The following is a 22,252-nucleotide window of genomic DNA, read 5'->3' as shown; positions in this document are numbered from 1 at the left end:
ATTTATTTTTTGAATATTTTACACGTTAAAACACCAAAAATTAATGCTGTAAGGGCTAACGAGGTTGAGCTTAGATAGTTTAGGGAAGTCGCTCAATTTTACTTTGCCATTTTTAAATTTAGGTCTGATGCCGTTAATACGGATTTTTTTTGATGTCAGCGAATCGGCGGTGATTTCAAAGCGCTTCTTTTTTGAGCCAAAGCCGTTGCAGTGAAGGATTTTGGGCTGAGCAGACATGTTGATGATGAGGAGGGTGCATTTGCCTTCTTTTTTTGCGCTATGGCAATAGATTTGCACAAAGGGATCGTTGCTTTGCACATCGAAAACGTTTTCTCCCATAAGCTTCCCCCACAACCAACTAACCCAATAATCAGGGTTGGGTTTCAGGGTTTGCCGATTGATAAGAGCGTAGTCACCCCCAATGAGGCTTTGTCTTACCATGACTTTTTGCCCGATTTTCGCCCCTCTTCCTAATTGATCCGCCCACCAAAAAGAAGACACAAAACGATCGGATAGCTTGGCTTGTCCACCACATTGAGCAGAACCTGTTTCCCTGGTCCAGAGTTGTGCGCTTGGTTGATACTTATTGCGCAATTGTTCTAATTGTCGAGAGTATTTTTCATAGTCCATAAGAGAGTTGGGCGACAAAATATTATTGACCGTGGCAGCGCGGGTCTTGACCGGTGACCGGCTGCTTTGGAATGGATAATAATGCCAATCAACGATATCAAGGGTTTCTGTTAGATATTCTAAAAAAGGAGCGGAGAGGTTACTCAGGGGTTTGATGGCCTCTCCAATTCTCGGCCAAAAGGCGCTGCCTGGGCCGGATATTTTACTGGTTGGGCTGTGCTGTCGCACACATTGAATGAAGGTATCGTAATCTTTCGCTAGGTTTTTTGCGCTTGGCTGTGAGGTGAAACCATGAAATGCCCAATAGGCATTGAGCCTCATTACCCAGTTCGCAAATGTCGATTTGTTGTTGGTGAGCTTGGCTGTATTTTAATAGATCAATGACTTCCGTTGCGTCCCAACGTCCTTGTTTACGGCGTTCAAAAAGACCGTATTTTAGCGTGAATATCAGGGCTAAATCATGGCGTTGGCAAAAATGATGAAGGTTATTCCACATGGTTTGGCTAAGTAATAGGCCATCATGTTGCTTTTCAGAAAGAGGTTTTTGGCTGGTGAAATATTCCACCTTGTCTGCTTCCGACCCACCAACTCGAATGTAGGCGAGCTCCGAGTGCATCCACGAGTAAATCTAATTTAGATTGATTCAAGTCCAGAGGCGCGACACGTTTGGTTCCTAATCCTTGCTGTGTGCCTGTGCTGCCTTCCCACCAAAATCCCCCAGCTAAGACCGAGATATCGATTGAAAAAGACAGATATCTTGTGTCAATTTTAGTAATAGGATGAGTGCTGGTTAAGTTGACGACAAGAGATTTATTTTGGCGATTACTGTATTGTCCTCGATTCCAAGGGCGAATTAGTCTATTACTAAACAAGGTGTGTTTTCCCTCATAAACCGTTTTGGGGGCGATTTTAATAGACTGCGATAAAAGTATGACATTTGTGTGATGGTAATAACGATCACACCGTTTTAGATTCTGTATAAAGGTATTCGTATGAAGTTGTTCGTTTGGGGAGTTGTGTTTCTGTTGGTGGGTTGTACTAGTGCTCCAAAGGACATCGATCCTGTGACACAGTTTCAAGTTGAACGTTACTTAGGGACTTGGTATGAAATCGTGCGCCAAGACCATGCTTTTGAGGAAGGCTTATCTAACGTAACGGCAAGCTATTCCATGCGAGAGGATGGCGGTGTTGCGGTGTTGAATCGTGGCTATTCTGCAGAGGATAAAGAGTGGCGAGAAGCAGAAGGCCGCGCATACTTTGTTAATTCTTCCGATGTGGGTCATTTGAAAGTCTCGTTTTTTGGCCCCTTTTACGGCGCATATGTCATTTTTGAATTGGATAAAAAAGACTATCAATACGCCATGATTTCGGGTCCAAGCCGAGACTATTTTTGGTTATTGTCACGCACGCCAACTATGCCGGCGGCGGTTAAAAATCGATTGTTAGCGCAAGCCCAAGCTTTGGGGTTTCCAATGGATAAGTTGATTATGGTCACGCATTCAAAATAACGAGCAAGTAATGGTTTGTTTGGCGTCTTCACTGGAACAAACGGCAGCGTAAGCAGCGGGACTTTGAATAAGGGCATAATGTGCGTCAGAATTTCGACAATAGGCGACAAAAGCCTCGTACTGCTGATTAAAATCAGCTCTTGTTAGGTCAAAATCGATGAAGGCGTCATTGTCCTCCCTGTTTTCTTCTATTGAGTCTACTCTTGCTCGTTGAATCAAATAATTTAGTTCATTGTATCGATGGCGTATTTGATGGCAATAAGCGCTATTAGGTAAGGTTTCTGCACACTCAGTTATCGCGATTTCTAATTCTGTTTTTTCTTCTTCATAGCGGCTTACGTCATTCAGTGTCTGATTGGATTGCCGTTGTGTTCTTTGTGTATTAAGGGATAGAGCATCCAGTCTATCTTTTGCTTGATTCAAACGCTCCTCTTTCACTAAGCATGCCTTACCGAAGGCGATCAGATCACTGCTATGGGCTAAGCTTATGGTGGTTAACCCTATCAAAACAATGCCAACACGAAGAACTGGGCGACACATAGGACTTTTCTGCTTGTTTTTCATATGTCATTAAATCTTTAGATCAAGTATAAGTGAATGAAAGGTTTTTTATTTTACAGTGTTGTTTTGGCCGATTTTTTAGTTCTGTTTTTGTCGTAAGACAAGCTGAGTATACACGTGCTTATTGGGGGAAATATGAAAAAATCCGTATTAGTGAATGATAATGCAACAGGCCTTTCCATCTCGCTTGATCGCGGTCCTTTTCAGAATAATGGTGCGTCACCTTGGTATGCGTATGTTGGGGTTGGCACCTCCGCGCAAGCGTTGAAGTTCTCTTTTGATACGGGCAGTAACTTTATGTGGGTGACCTCAAGTCTGTGCAAAGCCGATACTTGCCATCATTATGGCGATCAACAATTTGTCTACCAATTATCGTCCAGCTTTTCATGGGTAGATCAACAGACGATGGCAGTGGACTTTGGCCCGTGGGGCAGCATGGCGGTTAAAACAGGCAAAGATATATTGACATTAACGCCTGATGCACTGGGGCAAATCGATAGTGGGCCGATATCTTTGACCTCCGACCTGTATTTAGCGCAAGCGTATCAAGGTGTGCAGTTTTATGAGTTAGATTGGGACGGTGGTATTGGCATTCCCAGTACAACAGAAGTATCGGATGCACCTTTTGCTGCTTTTGCTTACCGTGGGATAGAGACGCAACAGGCGAGTGAGCCGACTTCATTTCATTTTTTTCAAAGTCTGGTTGAGCAAGGAATCGTCAGCACTGAGTGCCCTTATGTGGCATTTTTAACTGACATGGATGAGGGGCATGGGCAGGTTGAATTTGGACACTTAAATCAAGATTACCGATACAGTAGAGAATATTTATTTTTGCCATGGGACAAATACAGTGTGCCCTATCTGTGGACTAGCAAAATAACATCTCTTGCCTTGGGGGAAACACAAATTATTGCTCCAGAGTCCACGACTAATCCACCTTATTTTTTGGCACTAGACTCTGGGTCTTCTCAATTTAAAGGAGACTTTGATGTCATGACAAGGCTTTATAATCTTGCTTCTCATACCAAAGACAACCTCATTATTGAGATTGGTCAAACGGATTTGGGTGAAGTTGGTAAATTAGTGGTGACCTCAGAAATGTATGATGTCCTGATTGAAGCAGGCCAGCAAAAGGGCAAAGTGGTCACGCAATTCCAGCCAATGGAGGGCGCTGATTACATTGCTTTAGTTGGCTCAGTACTCATGGATTATCTTTATACCGTGTATGAATTTAATGTGGTGGAAGCGGCGGGCAACGTCTCCTTGCTTCCTGTCGGTATGTGGGTTTTTAACAAATCTACTGGGCCTAAAGTTATTACGACAACGCAAAGTAAACCGGCACGAATTTTTCACTCTTAGCGTAAGGAGAAAGTAATGGCATTGGTATTGAATGGAACATGGGAAAACAGTTATGGCTCCACTATGGTGTTAGACGTTGATGAAGAGGGATTCATTTTTGGTGAATATCGTTCTCATACGGGGTCAACGGGCACGTATTTGGTGATCGGACATTGTTCTCCAAGTGATCCAACGAGCGATGTTGGGCAGCCGCTTGTATTGTCTATTTATTGGCGCTCCATTGGCGGCGAAGAACCGGATGATGGTTCACATTGGGTATCTACCTATTGCGGTCAGCTTGATAACAATGGCCATATGACGGTCATTAATTCTTTGGTAACAACAACAAGCTTCCAAGCCTTTTCCCCAGGCGATTATATTGACAAGCTTATATTCACTAAGCAATCCAGTTTGAACCGACCATCAGCAAAAAATATCGCTTTACTGGCTCAACCTAAAGTGCCAATTGCGAATCCGATTAACGGCGTGTGGTCAGATAAAGAGCAGGGTATTGAATTATTCTTGTTTTTACAGGATCAAGAATACGGCGTGGTGAATGGTTGGCTTTCTTATAACAACGAGATAATGAGTATGCTGGGCTTCACGGATATATTAGTTGATAACAATATATTACAGAGTATTAGCGTAAGTGGTTATATGCTGAATACGAATCAGCCTATATCACTTATTGGTCGTATTAGCCAAAATGGTAAGGCGTTAGTGCTTTCTCGTTGGTTATCGAATTCAACTACAGCCGAAGAGGCGTATTTTCAAGCCAGTTCGATGAATTGGGAACTCACTAAAAACTAATTCTTAGGTTTCTGTTTAAATGTGAGGGAGAACAAATGAATCTAAGTCATGTTTATAATAAAGAAGAGCATGATCAAACGATAATTGACTGCTTTTTGCAGATGTGGCGCTATTCTGCCGATTTGATGTTTATCATGGCGGTAGAAGAGGGTGATGAGTTCTCTCTATACGATAATAATCCAGCCTCTAAAGCCGTTATGGGCCTAGAAAAGGGGGCGGAAATACACAGACTTAATTTGCGTGTTCAGTTTGGTGATGAGATGGCTGAGCAAGTGTATGCAACGTACCGTGAAGTCATCATTAATCGAACTCCTGTGTCCATCGAGCAAGCGGGAATGCGAGGCGATGGTAGTCGTATTTATTTTGATACCTTGTTTGTGCCGATATTTGATTCAAACGGGAAAGCCGTTTTTGTCTGTGGTGTAAGTCGCGATATCACTAAAATTAAAGACGCCGAAACGGTGGCATTACAGGCCAATGAAAAATTACTTGAATACAGTGTTGCACTTGAAAGTATTAATCAAGACTTAGATCGCAAGGTGCAAGAGCGGACAAAGGAATTAGAAGACGCAAAACGTGCTGTAGAAGAGGCATTGGAAGCAAAGTCTTCTTTTGTTGCTCGAATGAGCCATGAAATACGTACACCGATCAATGCTGTGATTGGGGCTCAGTCACCTGAGTTTGAAAACGCCTTTAAATATGGAACAGCAGGATTACATTAATAAAATACTCACTTCCGGTGAGGTATTGTTAAGTTTGGTTAACGACGTACTGGATTTTTCGAAAATTGAAGCGGGGAAAATGGGCATAGAAGAAGTACTATTTTCACCTCGTTTGATTGTCGAGCATGCAATCAATATGAGTGCACTCAAAGCGAAAGAGAAGAAGCTCACATTAACCGTGGATATCTCTCCTACCTTACCGACCATGTTGCTGGGAGACCCATTACGTATTCAGCAGATTTTGGTCAATTTGGTGAGCAATGCAGTTAAGTTTACCGAGCGAGGAGGAGTTTGTGTTCGTTTGTATGCTGATATTGATAGTCGCCGTTTTTCACTGCGCAGTGATGTCATTGATACGGGCATTGGTATTGCCAAGACATTTTCTGATCAGTTGTTTCAATCTTTTCAACAAGCCGACGACAGCATTACTCGAGAATTTGGAGGAACAGGTCTAGGGCTAGCGATTTCTCGTCAGTTATGTGAGCTGATGGGCGGAAAAATTTGGGTGAATAGCACCGTAGGACAAGGTTCAACGTTTAGTTTTACGGTCCCACTTTCTGTGCCTACTAACAAATTGACTCATGATGAAAATGGCATCGTTGAAGGTCACACTGCGCCGAATTTATCCCAATACCATATTCTGTTAGTCGAAGATAATATCATTAATCAAAAAGTTATTCTGGGGTATTTAGGAGATACTGGTATACAGGTTGATGTAGCGGAAAATGGCGAAGAAGCGATTCGTATGGTTAACAACAAAGATTATAATCTTGTCTTCATGGACATTCAGATGCCCGTGATGGATGGTCTTACAGCGACTCGTAAAATCAGAAAGCTTTCTCACTCTAAATATAGTTATCTTCCAATTGTTGCTATGACGGCTCATGTATCTCAAGAAGCAAAAAAACAGTCTGCCAGTGCAGGAATGAATGCACATTTGGATAAACCAATAAAAAAAGCGGATTTATACAAAATTTTACAAAAACATCTAAATGTAAAGGAACCGCATGGAGCCTCACAAGTGGCTAGCTTAGAGCTTGGTAATGAGGCAGACGCTCATCCTGACCTATTGTCTAATTTATCTGCAATCGATACATTAGATGTATATGAAGCCGTCAAAAATTTAGGTGGTAAGAAAGATCTATATATTGATTTAGTGACGGCCTTTCATAAAAAATATCAAGATGTTTGTTTAGAAAAAAGATCGAGGGATGAATTTTTTTCTACATTACATTCCTTGAAGTCTAATTCCGCTTATATTGGTGCTTTTACACTGTCTTCGTACTGTTTGGCATTAGAGAATGAGCTTCATAATGAAGTAGTTCACTCTAAAATATTCCCATTGTTGGTGGGAACATTTCGAGAGTTACTTGATCAATTGGGAGTTGTGTTAATACCTTATGCTTCTTTTATTGCTGCTAATGTTAAACACGTGGTTTTTTCTGAAGCTGAGCTTTTAAAGAAATTAGAAGAGATTATTCCTTTTCTGAAAAACTCTGATTTTTTGGTGGAAAGTCATTTTAGTGTCCTACGTCAGATGGTCAGAGGGACGAAATATGCTTTCGACATAGAGCACGTAATTTCTGATGTACAAAATGTCGAGTTCGAGGACGCGGAAGTAAAAGTCTCTCAACTCATTTTAGCGCTTCAAGGTGATTAAAGGCGATGGCAAAAGAACAAAGAGTTTTAGTCATTGATGATGAAAAAATCAATCTAAAAATAATTGGCGATATGCTTAACGATGATGTCCATGTTATGTTGGCTAAAAGTGGTGAGCAAGGGATCAGAAAAGCCATTCAATATCAACCAGATTTGATTTTGCTAGATGTTGTCATGCCAGAGATGGATGGTTTTGAAACCATGAATCGCCTTCGTCATAATGTACACACAAGCGCCATACCTGTGATTTTTATTACGGCTTTGAACGATGCGAGTCATGAAGAAAAAGCACTATTAATGGGCGCAAGCGATTATATTCAAAAGCCATTGCATACAAATATTGTACAAGCTCGGGTACGATTACATTTAGAGTTGGTTAAGCAGCGTAAATTACTAGAAAAATTGGCCAACATCGATCCATTAACTGCGTTAGCCAATCGTCGTAAATACCAAGATGTTATTGCTCATGAATGGCAAAAAGCCATTTATAACCAAGATTGTATTTCTTTATTGGTCATCGATATTGATAATTTTAAGCAATACAATGATTGCTATGGTCATGCAACCGGTGACACAGTATTAAAACAAGTGGCAGCAGCATTGGCTAATCAAGTTACTGATAAAGGGCTTGTGGCACGCTACGGTGGAGAAGAGTTTGTTATTGTTTTGCCTGGTTATTCGCAGGAAGCCTCTGTCGAAATCGCGCGTTATTGTATGCAAGATGTTGAATCATTAAATTTAGTTTACAGTCATGAAGAGTTCAGTGGCAAAGTGACTGTGAGTGTTGGGGGCGCCACAAAAAAACCAACGGATAAGTGCGACATCGACGTTTTTTTCAACATGGCTGATGAGATGCTTGGTTTGGCTAAGAAAAGCGGTAAAAATAAAATATTATGGAAATTACCTGGTGATCTACATCTTATTGCTAGATGATCGTAACAAAAAATCGGTTAAATATAATGAATAACTCCTACGGGTTAGAGATGCACCCGTTGCGTGATACGCTGTATGCGGAACTACATTCACGTCCTTTTCAGGTGCTGCCCAGTCCAGCCAGAATTAGTTACCTTGCTGTTATTGTTAGGTCAGATCAAAAGCAAGCAGAGTTTGAACACTTTTGTTCACTGTATGATTATTTTAATGGCACACCACCAGAAAATGACAGTGTATGTTTTGAGGTAGATTTTGGTCCTTTTAAGGTTCGTCGTGACAAGCACCTTGAATTTATTTCTTATATGGTCATCCACACTGAAGTCGATGCGCAGCTAGGCTTTTTTGATCAAAATGCCTTGGCTTATTTGCCGCTTGAGTGGTTATCAAGTATGCCAGGCACCACCATTGCTGCTTTTCATGTGTCTGTTGAGGATGCCCGAACCATTCCTGAACCAGATCTGGCTCTTGTTAAAAGCCACTTTGAAGGTATGCGTTTAGTTGGTAGTCGACCTCAAAATGGTGATGCCCAAGTCTGGACAACGTTTCAATTGCACAGTGATGGCTGTGGGCGCTTCTTGATTTACAACAAGCGCATGAGTGATAGCCAGCTGGGTCGTATGGTTCAACGTGTTGTTGAAATAGAAACCTACCGTTTGATGGCGCTATTAGCCTTGCCCATGGCACGTAAATATAACGCAGAATTGGTCGTCATGGACGAAGAGTTAGCTCAGACTACCGCCAGCTTGTCAGATGCGACAGAACCACTAGATGAGCAAGCCCTGTTGAGTGAGCTAATAGACATGGCGGCTTGGGTTGAAGCGACACGATCAAAAACCTCTTTCCGATTCAGTGCCACGAGGGCGTATCACGAGTTGGTTTTAAAGCGTTTAGCTGAGTTAAAAGAAGACGAAGTCTCGGGGCATTTAACCATTACCGAATTCATGACCCGTCGTTTAACACCAGCAGTGAGAACCTGTAATACGGCAGGCAATCATTTAGAAAGCCTTTCTACTCGCATTGATAGAGTGTCAGATATGATGCGCACCCAAGTAGAAATGTCGATTCAATCTCAAAACCAACAACTGCTCACTTCCATGGACCGTCGTTCAAAAATTCAACTTGCCATGCAGCATACGGTTGAAGGTTTGTCTGTTGCTGCCATCAGTTATTACAGTGTAGGGTTGTTGAAGTTTTTGATCGAAGCCGTGTATGACAAAGGCGTGAGTTTTGATAAAAGCCTAGTGGTTGGTTTGTCGGTGCCTCTTGTTGTCGGCAGTGTGTGGTTAGCGACGCGAAAAATACATAAACGCTTTTTGTTGTTGGCTAAGGTCAAAGAAGAAAAGTAGCCGCTGTTTCGTTTTTTTATTAAACACACATAAAAAAGGTTTTCTATTGTTACCGTAGAAAGCCTTTTTTTGTGATTAAATATTTGTCTTCATCAAAGTTTTTATCAAACCGTATTATGAATCTCTGCAACGAAGTCGTAAGAATCTCCCGGAAACCATGAGCGAGTAAATTCAATCGGTGTGCCGTCTTGCGTCACGGCGGTACGTTCAATGTAAAGCACCGCACTGAGTTCAGGAATATCCAATAAATGCGCTCTTTGTCCATCAATGCTAATGGCTCGTAATCGTTGGAAAGCGCGAACAGGGCGGCAGCCCTGTTGTTCTAATAAGTCATAAAGCGACCCTTCCATGGCAAAGGGGTTCACAATGTAACGGCTGGGAATGGTAGCCAGTTCAAGCGCCATAGGTTTTCCGTCGGCATAACGCAAACGATAAAAACGCACCACTTCTTGTTCAGCCGAAAGGCCCAATGCTTTGCATTCATCTTCGTGCGGCATGCCTAAAGAACGATCTAGCCATTTAGACGTGATGGTTTTGCCTCGTGCTTTCATAACCTCGGTAAAGCTTCTAAGGTGGTTGAGGGGTTGTTCGACCCGCTCACTCACAAAAGTGCCAGCGCCTTGACGTTGCGTCAATACATCTTCTTTTACCAACTCATCGATGGCTCGTCGTACCGTCACTCTTGATACATCTAAGTATTTGGCAAGATCTCGCTCTGGTGGCAGTGTATCGCCACCAAGCACTCGGCCTGCAGAAATAGACGCCAGAATGGCTTTTTTTAGCTGAACATAGAGAGGAATGCCTTTTTCTCTCAATGCTTCAGCCTTGCCAAATAACTCATTAACCCGATTGTGGTTCATAGTTCCTGTCCTAAACGGGAAGGGGTTCCCGTATTCGTACTCGTTCTTGCTAAGTAAGGGCAAAGTATATTTCCGCGTTAAAGTGGTATCGACGCCGTAGAGTGGGCGTTGACCCTCGTTAATGCCTTGCCTTGGTGATCAAATAAATACAAGCGATTGGGTTGAATGCCAAAGGTTATTTTGTCACCGGCTTGGTGTTGGTTGTCGCCATCCACTTTAAGTACCATTTCGCCTTCCTGACCGATGTCGACATATAAATAAGACAACTCGCCAAGGTGTTCTATTAAAGTCACTGTGCCTTCAACGGTATTATTTTCACAGTGGAGAGCAATATGTTCTGGGCGCAAACCTAGCTTTACTATATCGCCTTTATTCAAAGACGACGAATCGATCGAGGCTTGAATAACGCGGCCAGATTCTAGCATAATTTGCGTGTTTTCTGGGTCGGAGTGATGAATTTTTGCGTTTAAAAAGTTCATTTTAGGCGAACCGATGAAACCGGCAACAAACTGTGTTTTAGGATGGTGATACAAATCTAATGGTGCGCCGACTTGTTCGACACGTCCTTTGTTCATGACGACGATTTTATCGCCCAGTGTCATGGCCTCCACTTGATCATGGGTGACGTATACGACAGTGGCTTTCAGTTCCTGATGAAGCTTGCCAAGCTCGACACGGGTTTGCACACGTAACGACGCGTCTAGATTAGACAAAGGCTCATCAAATAAGAAGACTTTTGGGTCACGGACAATGGCACGGCCGATGGCAACACGTTGACGCTGACCACCAGACAATTCTCTCGGTAATCGCTCCAATAAGTGATCAATCTTCAGCTTCTTCGCGGCTTCCATAACCTTGTTGTTCACAAACGCTTTGTCTTTTCCTGAGATTTTTAAGCCAAATGCCATGTTTTTAAACACGTTCATATGAGGGTACAAAGCATAAGATTGAAACACCATAGCGATGCCGCGCTTGGCGGGAGAGCGTCCATTAACGCGCTCGTTATCTATGTATAAATCGCCTTCGGTGATGTCTTCCAGTCCAGACAGTAAACGTAACAGAGTCGATTTACCGCAACCCGATTCGCCAATCAGCACGACGAATTCGCCATCTTTAATATCTAAGTCGATGCCATGCAGAACATCCACATCACCAAAGCGCTTTTTAATATTATTCAGTTTTACACTAGCCATAATTCTATATCTCCAACGGAGGTCTTTGCACAATCATTAATGTGCAAAGCTATTTCATAAATATTATTTAACCGCTCCGCTGGTTAAGCCGCGGATCAATTGTCTTGAGAAAATGGTGTATAGGATCAGTACAGGAACGATCGCCAAGGTTAGCGCTGACAAAACCGAGTTCCAGTCCGTCACGTATTGACCAACAAACTGCTGTACGCCAAGGGTTATAGTGCGAGTCTCTTCACCCGGCGCGAGTATCAGTGGGAACCATAAATCATTCCAAATGGGGATCATGGTAAAGACCGCGACGGTGGCCATCGCAGGTTTCAGTAGTGGTAAGATGACACAAAAGAAAATCTTGTACTCGCTAACGGAATCACAGCGTGCGGCTTCCGTGAGCCTCTTTTGGAATAGTGCGCACAAACTCCGAGAGGATGTACACAGCCAGCGGCAAGCCTTGGGCGATGTACACAAGTACCAAGGCAGTGAGCGTATTCACCAGATTCAGGTTAACCATTAGGCTTAAAATACTCACTGTCCCAAGACGGATAGGAATCATGATACCCATGGCAAACAAAAAGGTGATGAGTAAATTGCCCTTAAATTTGTATTCTGTTAGCGCCCAAGCGGCCATTGCACCTAATAAAAGCACCAAGCCGACCGCTACAATAGTGACAATCAAACTATTCCATGAATACAGCCCGAAATCTGATCGGAGTAGTACTTGCTCAAAACCCACCAGAGTGAAGGAGCTGCTGTCTGGTAACCCCAGCGGATCACGGAAAATAGCTCGGCGTTCCTTAAAGGCATTGATCACAACGACAACAATGGGGAAGAGCGCAATCACGGTATAGGCTAATAATACGGCATGTATGGTAATGCTTTTAGGTACGTATCCTATTCCTGAGGAAGGTATGAAACGACTTAATAATTTCATTATGGCCTCCTTAGAACTGGAATCGCTGAATGCGACGTTGAATGAAGAAGAGGAACAACATAACCCCCACCAAAATGATCAAAAACATCAGTGTTGCTACCGCGGCCCCCATGGAAGCGCTGCCTTGTTGAAGCTGGAAGCCAAAGAAGGTTCGGTAGAAGAAAGTCCCCATTAGATCGGTCGAAAAGTTGGGGCCAGCAAGAGCGCCTTTGACAGCATATATCAGCTCAAATGCATTGAAGTTCGCCACAAACGTCAGGATAGATACCATGGCAATAGTGGGCAAAATAAGGGGAAGTTTAATATGCCAAAAAGTCTGGAATGAATTGGCACCATCCACCACACTGGCATCGACAATGTCATCAGGAATATTGAGTAAGGTGGCATAAATCAACATCATCGGAATACCGACAAACTGCCACACTGAGATAAAAGCCAAAGTAATCAGCGCACTGCTTTCTTTGCCTAGCCATGCATCGAAATATTGACCTAAGCCAATAGTATAGAGAAAGTCTTCGGAAATACCCCAAATAGGGCTTAACAAAAGCTGCCAAACGAAACCAATGATGACCACAGACAGCATAGTCGGCATAAAGATAAGTGTTCGATAAGTGCCGGATAAACGCAATTTAGGCGTACTTAACAAAACCGCTAAAATCAGACCAATGGGGTTTTGTACCAGCATATGAATCGCGAAAAAGGTGAAGTTGTTACCGAGTGCGTTCCAAAAAGCTTGCGACCAAGTATCGTCAGTGATCAAGGTAATAAAATTCTGTAAACCGACAAAGTGGCTTTGCCCTTGTTGCTCGTTGTATAAGCTTAAGACGAGCGTATCGAGCAAAGGGTAAACGCTAAAAACAACGTAAATAAGCAACCCAGGTCCAAGGAAAAAGACCAAATGCCACGGAAAAGGTTTCTTTTCGTCATGTTGGTTGGATGGATTCATAGTTCATCTCAATATAATGTGCCGTTTAGATAAAAGCCTCTTAGTTAAAAGGTCGCCCAAGTGGACGACCTTTTACGGAGTTATTTTATTGCTGAGGTTTGTACCATTGGGCTAAACCGTCTTGCACTTCTTTGGCGGCCGCTTCTGGTGTCATGGTGCCATTGATGACTTGAGCGCTGACGTTCCAAAGTTGGTTTTCTAGGTTTGGTGTGCCACGAGACAAGATCTGGTAGGAGTTGCGAATGGTTGATTCGCACTGCTGACGCCAGCTCATAAATTCTTGTGCCACAGGGTCTTTAATGTCGATTTGATGGTTAGACAGTGGGAAAAAACCTGGTACTTCATTAGCATACAGCGTGGCGAATTCTTTGCTGGCCATCCAATTTAAGAAGACTGTTGCGGCTTCTTTGTTGGTGGAATTTGCATTGATCGCAATGCCCATATCTGTGTGGTCACTGATGTAGCAAGTGTCTCCCGCTTTCGCCACTGGAGGTGGAAACGCACCAAATTCAAAATCCGCTTGATTGTTGAACGTCTGAATATCCCAAGACCCTGCTGGGTAAATAGCCGCACGACCTAAGGTGAACAGGTTCTGTGAGTCGGAATATTTTTGTGCTTCAAAACCTCGACCTAGATACGGTTTCCACTGGGCAAGTTCTTTCCAAGTATCGACGTAGGCTTGGTCGGTTAATTTTTCTTTACCGCTTAATAGCGCTTTGCGGCCTTTTTCACCTTTCCAATGGTTTGGTCCTATATTTTGGAAACCCATTGTCGCCGCTTCCCACTGATCGGCCGTTCCCATGGCTAAGGGGGTATAACGACTTTCGGACTTAATCGTCTCCAGTGTTTTGAAGAATTCATCCCGAGTGTTGGGAATAGACAGATTCAGTTCCTTGAATATTTCTTTGTTATAAACAAAACCGTGAATAACCGAGGCAACTGGCATACAGAACTGGTCTTTACCATCGTCCGTGACCCATGCGCTTTTTGCTACGTCAGAGAATTGCTTTAGACCTTCTAGGTCATTTAGGTTGGCGAGATAACCGTCTTTATAAAGGTCTAATGCCGTATCGAACGGACGACAAGTGATTAAATCGCCAGCAGAGCCAGCTTTCAATTTTGCTTGTAAGGCCGAGTTGTATTCGGTTGGTGGGGTAGGAGCAAAGTTAATTTGTGTATCCGGATGGCTTTTATTGAAAGCGGGAATGATGACATCAGACCAGATGTTAGCGTCATCGCTGCGCCAGCTTTCGATCGACAAGCTGCTAGCGGCCTGAACAGCACTTGTGCTACTCATTAGTATAGCGGCTAGGCAGGTTAACTTTGATACTGTTTTTGTGGGTGTTTTTGTTGCGGTTCTTGTTTTAAGTGAAGCGTAACGAACATTAAACATGAGTACTCTCCGATTGTTATTTCCAATTGTGCTGAGGTTGCTTTTTTTATTAGGTTTTTGCTGACCTCTGTACGACGACTGAGCTTCTATCATCGTAAAGTGGCCTGTCTAAAAAATAACATTGGTATTTTTTAGGTATTGCTAAGTTTTGAAAATTAGCACCAATTTCCCCCTCAAGCAAATAAATATGACAATTTTATGGAAAATAATGTCATGTTAGGTTTTAATTGGTTTTATATTGGTTCTATTTTGGTTTGTTTTGAAGAGTAAAGAGGGGTTCTATGCAGGTCATTATTCTCCCGTCCACGCACGATGTTGCTTTATATGCGGCTGATCGTGTTGTCGATGTGATTAATACTAAGACAAACCCTGTTTTAGGGTTGGCGACAGGATCAACGCCCATTGCTTTGTACGAGGAGCTGGTAGCACGTTATCAAGCTAAGCAAGTATCGTTTCGACAGGTGATCAGTTTTAATCTGGATGAGTACATTGGTATCACTGACAGTCATGAGCAGAGTTATCGTACGTTTATGAACCAGCATTTGTTTGATCACATTGATATTGCCAAGTCGAACACGCATGTGCCTTTGGCAGAGAGCAAAGATGCGATTGTCTTAAAGAAAAGTGCACAGGATTATGAAGCAAGTATTCAACAGGCTGGTGGTATCGATTTGCAGATTTTAGGAATTGGCTTGAATGGTCACATTGGCTTTAACGAGCCGACTTCTAGCTTTGCTTCTCGAACGCGTATTAAAACATTGTCAGAATCAACCGTTGCAGCAAATAAGCGGTTTTTTAAAGCGGGTGAATACCAACCGCAATTAGCTTTAACCATGGGGATTGGGTCCATTTTGGACAGTCGAGCGGTGCTGTTAATGGCAACGGGAAAGGCAAAGGCTGAGGCGGTAAAGGCCATGATTGAAGGGCCACTTTCTGCTATGTGTCCGGCGTCGGCACTGCAACTGCATGAGGCAACGACCATCGTATTGGACGAAGACGCCGCGAGTTTGTTAGCGCTAAAAGACTACTACCAATGGTGTGAGCTAAAACGCCAGCAATTGTATGAAGGAAGTTTGACATGAGCGGTTTATATATAGGAGTGGACGGAGGAGGCACATTCTGTCGAGTCCCGCTTGGTGGATAGCGATGACCATATATTGGGTGAAGCGGTTGGTGGTTCCGGTAATCCTCGAATTGGCATTGAGGCGGCATGGCAAAATATTATCAATGCCTGTCTTGAGGCCTGTCGTCAAGGCAATATTCCACCTCAGGCGTATGCAAAAATTACCCTTGGCTTAGGCTTGGCGGGTGCCAATCAGCCGTTAGAGCAAGAGCTGGTTATTGCCCAAAAGTCTCCATTTGGGCAGCGCTATTTATTAACCGATGCGCACGCGGCTTGTCTGGGGGCGTTTAATGGTGAAGACGGCGCGTTATTGATATTGGGCACGGGTAGTTGCGGTGTGGTGTATCAAAACGAAAGATTCAGTATCGTGGGTGGCTGGGGCTTTCCATTATCTGACCAAGGAAGCGGAGCCCGTATTGGCTTGTCCGCATTGGAATATTCGTTAGCAGCGTTAGATGGTATTTCTCCTTCGACACCCTTTACCGACAGCATTAACGCTGAATTTTCGTTGTCAGCAGAAGAGTACGTTTTGTATCAGAACCGTGCGCCATTGCCGAAAGAATACGGCGCTTTTGCTGTTCAGGTGTTTCAATTTGCTCAACAAAAAGACCCCATTGCGCTGAAAATTATTCAACAGCAAGTAGAGTGGGTAAGTCAGTATTTAGACGCTTTAATAGCGAAAGGCGCCCAGAAGATTGTTTTAGTGGGTGGTGTCTCAGAAGCCATTTTAAGTTATTTGCCAGAGCGCTTTTTAACGTATTTTTGTCCTCCGCAAGGGGATGCCATGGCGGGTGCGATTTTGATGGCTAAGGCTCAGATAGGAAGGAAGGCAATATGACGGAGCATACAGTGACAAGGGTATTTGCAAAGCGTCTGTTTGATGGCGAGCACTGGCTCACGAATCAGCTGGTGACCTTCAAAGGGCAGATGATTGAATCCGTTGAGTCGGCCACGATGTCAACCAATGGGGAGATAGAGATGCTTGATGTATTGGTACCTGGCTTTATTGATGTCCATGTAAACGGCGGAGGCGGTGCATTGTTTAACCATACGCCGACGATAGAAGCATTAGAGCGTATGGTGGCGGTGCATGCTCAATTTGGCACGGTTGCCATGATGCCGACCTTAATATCGGATGATTATGACGTTATGTCACAAGCTCATCATGCGGTTTGCCAAGCGTTAGAGCAAAACATGGCGGGGATTTTAGGGATGCATTATGAGGCACTCTACCTCAATCCCATTCGCAAGGGGGTTCATAATGAATCTAAGTTACGCAAGCCGACCGAAGGTACGTTATCGACTTTATTAAATGTCAGCCGTAGTGGAAAACTTATGGTGACATTGGCGCCAGAGCAGGTGCCAGAAGGTTTTATCGAATGGTTGGTTTCCGAAGGGGCGATTGTGTGTATTGGTCATTCTGCGGCAAGCTATGATCAAGCAAGGCAAGCCGTGATGAGTGGTGCTCGCGGTTTTACGCATTTGTTTAATGCCATGACGCCGTTAGTAAGTCGTGGTCTCGGTGTGGTGGGTGCCGCTTTACAAACAGATTTACCGACTTGGTGCGGCCTCATTGCCGATGGACATCATGTCCATCCTGCCTCGATGCGTGTCGCCATTGCGGCGAAAGGGTCTGAACACATGCTTTTGGTCACCGATGCCATTCAAAGTGTGGGGTCAGATGAAAAAGAAATGCCATTTTTGGGTAAGAGAGTACTGCGCAGTGAAGGCAAAGTGACCACCGAAGACGGCACGCTTGCAGGGTCGGATTTAGACATGGCAACGGCGGTACGCAATGCGATTTCTTTAATTGGGCGAACACCAGCGGAAGCCTTACAGATGGCGTCGTTAAGACCCGCAGAATTTCTCGGTCTTGAACATCAGTTTGGTCGCATTAAACCGGGTTACCGAGCGAGCCTTGTTGCCTTAAATGAAGACTTCGTTGTGAAAGCGACATGGATAGATGGGCAGAAGGTATGGGGATCGGTCATGGCGTAATTTAAATAAATTGCAATAAAGCTATCTATCTTAGAGTTATGTCTATACTATGGCTTTTCCAGCTAGAAAGAAGTCTATAATTATTAACTCTGCAATACGTTGTTTTATTCATAAAATCCTCGTCCTGAAAGTTTCTAAGTACCAGTCTATTTTTTTTGCAAAATCGGTCTATAAAAGACCATTCAAACTTCAGGAAAATATTTATGTCTAATACAGTGAAAGGAACCGTTAAGTGGTTCAACGAAATTAAAGGTTTTGGTTTTATTGAGCAAGAGTCTGGCCCAGATGTGTTCGCACATTTTAGCGCCATTGCTAGCTCAGGATTCAAAACTTTGGCTGAAGGCCAACAAGTAGAATTCGTTGTGACTGCTGGCCAAAAAGGTCCTCAAGCAGAAAATATTACAGTACTTTAATTAGCTACTAAGCCTATTTAAAAAAGGGTAAGTTCCTCGGAGCTTACCCTTTTTTTTGTGCTTGGCATAATGGATTCTCTCTAATTGATCTTATTCAGTGTATTTGTTTCTCTTATTTTCAAGCTTAGGTTTACTGATTTTTTAAAAAAGTGAAACCTTTTTGAATTCACACCGTATCTCCTTATGACCATGGCGAATTGTTATGGATAATTAGATCGGAGAAAAACAATGAAATTATTAAGTCTTGTTTCTATTGCGACAATTGTGACGCTTGCTGGCTGTTCTGCTGGTGGTATGAAAAGTGCCGATGAGAACACTAACCCAATGGTGGGTGGTGCTTCGATGTATGCGAGCAAAAATATCATAGAAAATGCCGTGAACTCAAAAGACCATACGACGCTTGTTGCGGCAGTTAAGGCTGCCGGCTTGGTTGAAACTCTACAAGGCCCTGGACCCTTTACCGTCTTTGCGCCAACGAATGCAGCGTTTGATCAATTGCCCGAAGGCGCGGTGGAAAATCTCCTAAAGCCAGAAAATAAAGCCGATTTGGCTAAAGTCTTAGCGTGCCATGTTGTCAAAGCGGATACTTTATCTGGCGCGATCAAAACGATGATTGATGACGACAAGGGCAAACATCCAGTGCCTACCATCGGTGGATGTACATTAATGGCGACTTACATGGGCGATAAAATCATGCTTGAAGACGAAAATGGTCGAGTGGCCCACGTGACGATTGCCGATGTTAAGCAGTCTAATGGTGTCATTCACGTGGTTGATGCGGTACTTTTGCCTAAGCAATAAAATGTTGATAGTACTTAATCGGCAGCGATTATTGTGTCGCACCCAAACCATGCTTGATCTCTATATCAGATAGAGATCAAGCATGGTTTGTTATAGTGGTGTGTTTTTTTGTGTTGAAGCCATTAGGGTTGCTAATAAAATACAACCGCCACCAATCATTTGAATGGTATTTAAGGATTCTCCTAGCCAAACAAAGGCAAATAAAGCACCAAAGGCGGGTTCAGATCCAGTGAGCAGGGCGACTCGTGATGGGGTGGTGTGTTTCACGCCAAAGTTTTGTGCAAACAAGGCGAAGACGGTGCAGAAGAGTGCGAGATAGAAGGCCGCTAGCCAAAAAGCTATGTTGGTTGGAAAGAGTTGCTCTATCGAATGACCGTTGCTTAAAAAAATCATTAAAGCACCAAGGGTAACCACACTGGCCTGAATGCTTGTGGTGCTTAGTGCCGAGAGTGCTTTTCCTTTCAATAGCGTTTTTGTTGTGACGACCATGCAAGCACGCAAAAACGCAGCGAGTAAAATACAGTAATCGCCCTTATTGAGGCTCTAGAGAAAGAATGTCAAAAGCGTTTGAGCTTGAGTTTTGTGTGGTCAGTAAAAAGACGCCGAACAATGATAGTAGGGCAAACAAGATGATATTTGCACTGGGTAACTTTCTCTCAGTGATAGCTTCGACAAATGGCGTGATTAGTACACATAAACTGATTAAAAATGCGGCTTTTGATGCTGTTGTGTGAAAGACGCCATAGATTTCCGCTAGGAAAATACACAATAAAATCCCCCCTGTCGGTATGGCGTATTTCCAGTCTTTTGCTAACCCTGCCCGCCATTCTTTTATGAAAACAGGAGCCAGTAGCATTGAGGTTAAAGCAAACCGAATGACGATAAAAGCAAGCACACCAGTGTAGAGCAAGGCTTCTTTGGTGATGCCATAACTGGTTCCCCAAAAGAAAGCGGTTAATAAAAGTGATAATTCCGCCATAGGAAGTTTTGCTAAAATGAGTGGCATGTTAAATGTTTTTGATAGCATGTTATTCTCGATAAGAGGATGAGTGACGTTAGAAAGTATGCTAGCTTGTGCCTGTGTAAAACATAATTGGCCAAATAATCAAAAGACTTATGACTCATGGACACAAATAAACTGATTGCCCTATTACCTGATATGGCGGCTTTTGTAGCTGTGGTTGAAACGGGCAGCTTTACTAAAGCGGCGCTGAAGCTTGGTGTGACACCATCAGGTGTTAGTCGACAAGTATCTCGAATGGAAACAGCCTTATCGGCCGTGTTGATAGAGCGCACCACCCGACAACAAGCCATTACCTTGGTGGGTAGAGCTGTATACGAGCAGTGTCGCCAAATGTTAGACAGTGCAAAAGAAGCTGTCATTGCCTCTGAAAATAATGCCAACGAGGCTGTGGGGCGTTTGCGTATTGCTGCGCCAGACTCATTGGCAAGGCAAGTATTAGAACCCTTGTTAGTGGAATTTATGGCCCTGTATCCAGCGATTTCTCTGCAAGTCCAGGTGACGGATTTGCGCGTTGATCCAGCGTATCAGAATGTGGATTTGGTGTTTTATGTAGCCGAAAAGCCCTATGAGCATTTGGTGTGTAAAACCTTGGGTGGGGTTCGCTCTATTCTTTGTGCAAGTTCACAATATTTGGCAGAGTACGGCATACCAGACTCGCCAGAGGACTTAGTAGATCACCTGTGTTTGCCGCTTGGTTTGTTTGATGGTGATAATATTTGGTCGTTTACGCAAGGCGACCACAAAGTCGTGGTGACAGTGGATGGACGTTATATCAATAACGATGCCGAAATGCGATTAAAGGGAGTAAAGCAAGGCTTCGGCATTGCCCCTTTTCCGGATTTTGTTGTCTGGGAATCGCTAGAAAAAGGCGAAGTTGTTCAGGTGCTTGCCGATTGGCAGTTGAACAGCGATTTTCAAGGGGGCATTCACATGCAGTTTCCTGCGATGCGGTTTATGCCCAATAAACTGCGAGTGTTTATCGATTTTATGGAAAAACGCTGGGCAGCCTCCATTTAAATCTACCCTTATTTTAAGATTTCTTCGTTTCTTAAAGTCAGTACTTCATAACCTGTCGATGTTACTAAGATGGTATGTTCCCACTGCGCAGATAATTTCTTATCAGCGGTCACAACCGTCCAGTCGTCTTTTTTTGTCTTGGTTTTGGCTTTACCTTGGTTGATCATGGGTTCAATGGTAAAGGTCATGCCTTCTTCCAATGTCATGCCTGTTCCTGCTTTACCGTAATGCAATATTTGTGGCTCTTCGTGCATGTCGCGGCCAATGCCATGACCACAATATTCTTTGACCACCGAATAGCCTTTGCTTTCTGCTAAGCTTTGAATCGCGGCTCCTATGTCGCCTAAAGTTGCGCCAGGTTTTACTTTTTTGATTCCAACCCACATCGCTTCATAGGTGGTTTTGACTAATCGTTTAGCAATAGGGTTCGCATCGCTCATGACATACATTTTGCTGGAATCGGCGATAAAGCCGTTCTTTTCTAGGGTGATGTCCAAATTGACGATGTCTTTTGCTTTGAGCCTTTGGTTGTCACTTGGAACGCCGTGACAAACGACTTCATTGATTGACGAGTTAAGCACAAATTCATAGCCGTATTGACCTAGACTCGCCGGTCTGGCATTGAGTTCATGACGAATGAAGTCTTCAACTTTGTTGTTAATTTCTAAGGTTGAAACGCCTTCTTTGACAAAATCATCGAGCATATGAAATACGCGGGCTAATAATTTGCCAGACTCACGCATGAAGTCGATTTCAGCTGGGGTTTTGATCTGTACTTGCATGTTATTTGACGGCTTTCAATGGTGTTTCTGTGTTGGCATTAGCCAGTTCATTGGCGATCAATTCAGAAAAGGTGAGGGTTGGGTTAAGCTCGGCTAAGCGTCCCATTTTTATCCAAAATTCGGCTTGCGCATTGATAGAGCGAGACATGACATGGCAGCTTTTGCGGATGTCATCGTGAAGTTCGTCGGAGATTTTAATAATGCCCATGAATATATGATCCATATATGAATTGTATGTAAATCATATATTCATGGGTGTGGCTTTTC

The 22,252-nt window shown here is 43.4% G+C and carries 26 protein-coding genes; 13 read left to right on the top strand and 13 right to left on the bottom strand.

What is annotated here, in order from left to right; translation table 11 throughout:
- Nucleotides 1-18: 18 nt before the first annotated feature.
- Both AC0L6V_RS08970 and AC0L6V_RS08965 read right to left on the bottom strand, forming a co-directional pair.
- Entirely contained in the window at nt 19-858 is an 840-nt protein-coding gene (locus AC0L6V_RS08970) for a glycosyl hydrolase family 79 N-terminal domain-containing protein (RefSeq protein WP_418138944.1), read from the bottom strand.
- A complete protein-coding gene (locus AC0L6V_RS08965; RefSeq protein WP_418138943.1) occupies nt 833-1,246 on the bottom strand; it encodes a glycosyl hydrolase family 79 N-terminal domain-containing protein in 414 nt (137 codons plus the stop codon). The genes AC0L6V_RS08970 and AC0L6V_RS08965 overlap by 26 nt, the downstream gene beginning before the upstream one ends.
- Nucleotides 1,247-1,622: 376 nt before the next feature.
- Here AC0L6V_RS08965 and AC0L6V_RS08960 point away from each other — a divergent pair, with 376 nt between their 5' ends.
- Entirely contained in the window at nt 1,623-2,138 is a 516-nt protein-coding gene (locus AC0L6V_RS08960; RefSeq protein WP_409419690.1) for a lipocalin family protein, read from the top strand.
- Here AC0L6V_RS08960 and AC0L6V_RS08955 read toward each other — a convergent pair.
- Nucleotides 2,130-2,702 carry a hypothetical protein gene (locus AC0L6V_RS08955; RefSeq protein ID WP_265219121.1) on the bottom strand — a complete coding sequence of 191 codons (573 nt, stop codon included), beginning with the start codon at nt 2,700-2,702 and terminating at the stop codon, nt 2,130-2,132. The genes AC0L6V_RS08960 and AC0L6V_RS08955 overlap by 9 nt on opposite strands.
- A gap of 132 nt (nt 2,703-2,834) precedes the next feature.
- Here AC0L6V_RS08955 and AC0L6V_RS08950 point away from each other — a divergent pair, with 132 nt between their 5' ends.
- From AC0L6V_RS08950 to AC0L6V_RS08925, 6 genes are read left to right on the top strand one after another with little or no spacing between them, the layout of a single operon-like run.
- The gene (locus AC0L6V_RS08950; RefSeq protein WP_265219123.1) at nt 2,835-4,058 is read left to right on the top strand and encodes a pepsin-like aspartic protease; all 1,224 of its coding nucleotides are present in this window, start codon (nt 2,835-2,837) and stop codon (nt 4,056-4,058) included.
- Between the two features lie 15 nt (nt 4,059-4,073).
- Nucleotides 4,074-4,847, top strand: coding sequence for an avidin/streptavidin family protein (locus tag AC0L6V_RS08945; protein WP_265219124.1), 774 nt, complete (start codon nt 4,074-4,076; stop codon nt 4,845-4,847).
- Between the two features lie 35 nt (nt 4,848-4,882).
- Complete coding sequence (locus tag AC0L6V_RS08940) at nt 4,883-5,569, top strand: PAS domain S-box protein (protein ID WP_418138942.1); 687 nt, start codon at nt 4,883-4,885, stop codon at nt 5,567-5,569.
- Nucleotides 5,547-7,229, top strand: coding sequence for an ATP-binding protein (locus AC0L6V_RS08935; protein ID WP_265219128.1), 1,683 nt, complete (start codon nt 5,547-5,549; stop codon nt 7,227-7,229). The genes AC0L6V_RS08940 and AC0L6V_RS08935 overlap by 23 nt, the downstream gene beginning before the upstream one ends.
- A 5-nt stretch (nt 7,230-7,234) precedes the next feature.
- The gene (locus AC0L6V_RS08930; RefSeq protein WP_265219130.1) at nt 7,235-8,161 is read left to right on the top strand and encodes a GGDEF domain-containing response regulator; all 927 of its coding nucleotides are present in this window, start codon (nt 7,235-7,237) and stop codon (nt 8,159-8,161) included.
- Nucleotides 8,162-8,187: 26 nt separating this feature from the next.
- Complete coding sequence (locus tag AC0L6V_RS08925) at nt 8,188-9,507, top strand: DUF3422 family protein (RefSeq protein ID WP_265219131.1); 1,320 nt, start codon at nt 8,188-8,190, stop codon at nt 9,505-9,507.
- 104 nt (nt 9,508-9,611) lie between these two features.
- Here the strand turns inward: AC0L6V_RS08925 and AC0L6V_RS08920 are convergent, their stop codons facing one another.
- The 6 genes from AC0L6V_RS08920 to AC0L6V_RS08895 all read right to left on the bottom strand — a co-directional run bounded on the left by AC0L6V_RS08920 (nt 9,612) and on the right by AC0L6V_RS08895 (nt 14,731).
- On the bottom strand, nt 9,612-10,367 hold the full coding sequence (locus AC0L6V_RS08920; protein WP_409419687.1) for a GntR family transcriptional regulator: 756 nt from the start codon (nt 10,365-10,367) through the stop codon (nt 9,612-9,614).
- A 77-nt stretch (nt 10,368-10,444) separates the two neighbouring features.
- The gene (locus tag AC0L6V_RS08915; RefSeq protein ID WP_265219134.1) at nt 10,445-11,560 is read right to left on the bottom strand and encodes an ABC transporter ATP-binding protein; all 1,116 of its coding nucleotides are present in this window, start codon (nt 11,558-11,560) and stop codon (nt 10,445-10,447) included.
- A gap of 63 nt (nt 11,561-11,623) precedes the next feature.
- Nucleotides 11,624-11,974 (bottom strand): carbohydrate ABC transporter permease, encoded by a 351-nt coding sequence (locus tag AC0L6V_RS08910; RefSeq protein WP_418138941.1) that lies wholly within the window; start codon nt 11,972-11,974, stop codon nt 11,624-11,626.
- A complete protein-coding gene (locus AC0L6V_RS08905; RefSeq protein WP_418138940.1) occupies nt 11,928-12,488 on the bottom strand; it encodes a carbohydrate ABC transporter permease in 561 nt (186 codons plus the stop codon). The genes AC0L6V_RS08910 and AC0L6V_RS08905 overlap by 47 nt, the downstream gene beginning before the upstream one ends.
- Before the next feature lie 10 nt (nt 12,489-12,498).
- Nucleotides 12,499-13,434 carry a carbohydrate ABC transporter permease gene (locus tag AC0L6V_RS08900; protein ID WP_265219138.1) on the bottom strand — a complete coding sequence of 312 codons (936 nt, stop codon included), beginning with the start codon at nt 13,432-13,434 and terminating at the stop codon, nt 12,499-12,501.
- A gap of 85 nt (nt 13,435-13,519) precedes the next feature.
- Nucleotides 13,520-14,731: an ABC transporter substrate-binding protein gene (locus tag AC0L6V_RS08895; protein WP_265219139.1), complete on the bottom strand. Its 1,212-nt coding sequence runs from the start codon at nt 14,729-14,731 to the stop codon at nt 13,520-13,522.
- A gap of 377 nt (nt 14,732-15,108) precedes the next feature.
- Between AC0L6V_RS08895 and nagB the strand changes: the two genes are divergently transcribed.
- From nagB to AC0L6V_RS08870, 5 genes are all read left to right on the top strand, one after another.
- Nucleotides 15,109-15,909 carry a glucosamine-6-phosphate deaminase gene (gene nagB / locus AC0L6V_RS08890; RefSeq protein ID WP_265219141.1) on the top strand — a complete coding sequence of 267 codons (801 nt, stop codon included), beginning with the start codon at nt 15,109-15,111 and terminating at the stop codon, nt 15,907-15,909.
- A gap of 54 nt (nt 15,910-15,963) precedes the next feature.
- Nucleotides 15,964-16,788 (top strand): glucosamine kinase nucleotide-binding domain-containing protein, encoded by an 825-nt coding sequence (locus AC0L6V_RS08885; protein ID WP_418139081.1) that lies wholly within the window; start codon nt 15,964-15,966, stop codon nt 16,786-16,788.
- The gene (nagA, locus tag AC0L6V_RS08880) at nt 16,785-17,948 is read left to right on the top strand and encodes an N-acetylglucosamine-6-phosphate deacetylase (RefSeq protein WP_418138939.1); all 1,164 of its coding nucleotides are present in this window, start codon (nt 16,785-16,787) and stop codon (nt 17,946-17,948) included. Before AC0L6V_RS08885 ends, nagA begins: the two co-directional genes overlap by 4 nt.
- 203 nt (nt 17,949-18,151) lie before the next feature.
- Nucleotides 18,152-18,361: a cold-shock protein gene (locus tag AC0L6V_RS08875; RefSeq protein WP_012069364.1), complete on the top strand. Its 210-nt coding sequence runs from the start codon at nt 18,152-18,154 to the stop codon at nt 18,359-18,361.
- Nucleotides 18,362-18,589: 228 nt separating this feature from the next.
- A complete protein-coding gene (locus tag AC0L6V_RS08870; protein WP_265219149.1) occupies nt 18,590-19,162 on the top strand; it encodes a fasciclin domain-containing protein in 573 nt (190 codons plus the stop codon).
- A gap of 90 nt (nt 19,163-19,252) precedes the next feature.
- Here AC0L6V_RS08870 and AC0L6V_RS08865 read toward each other — a convergent pair whose 3' ends face one another.
- Both AC0L6V_RS08865 and AC0L6V_RS08860 read right to left on the bottom strand, forming a co-directional pair.
- On the bottom strand, nt 19,253-19,651 hold the full coding sequence (locus AC0L6V_RS08865) for a DMT family transporter (protein ID WP_418138938.1): 399 nt from the start codon (nt 19,649-19,651) through the stop codon (nt 19,253-19,255).
- A gap of 43 nt (nt 19,652-19,694) precedes the next feature.
- Nucleotides 19,695-20,189, bottom strand: a complete 495-nt coding sequence (locus tag AC0L6V_RS08860) for an EamA family transporter (RefSeq protein WP_418138937.1) — start codon at nt 20,187-20,189, stop codon at nt 19,695-19,697.
- A 96-nt stretch (nt 20,190-20,285) separates the two neighbouring features.
- On the opposite strand from AC0L6V_RS08860, the gene AC0L6V_RS08855 reads away from it, so the two are divergent.
- On the top strand, nt 20,286-21,203 hold the full coding sequence (locus AC0L6V_RS08855; protein WP_409419682.1) for a LysR family transcriptional regulator: 918 nt from the start codon (nt 20,286-20,288) through the stop codon (nt 21,201-21,203).
- Nucleotides 21,204-21,211: 8 nt separating this feature from the next.
- On the opposite strand, the gene map is transcribed toward AC0L6V_RS08855, so the two are convergent.
- Both map and AC0L6V_RS08845 read right to left on the bottom strand, forming a co-directional pair.
- The gene (gene map, locus AC0L6V_RS08850; RefSeq protein WP_265219155.1) at nt 21,212-21,985 is read right to left on the bottom strand and encodes a type I methionyl aminopeptidase; all 774 of its coding nucleotides are present in this window, start codon (nt 21,983-21,985) and stop codon (nt 21,212-21,214) included.
- A 1-nt stretch (nt 21,986) separates the two neighbouring features.
- Nucleotides 21,987-22,193, bottom strand: a complete 207-nt coding sequence (locus AC0L6V_RS08845) for a ParD-like family protein (RefSeq protein WP_111609020.1) — start codon at nt 22,191-22,193, stop codon at nt 21,987-21,989.
- Nucleotides 22,194-22,252 lie beyond the last annotated feature (59 nt).

It is taken from the genome of Marinomonas sp. G8-14 (genome assembly GCF_055808935.1).
Note: the sequence above shows the minus strand (reverse complement) of the source record. Positions and strands in the feature narration are given on the sequence as shown.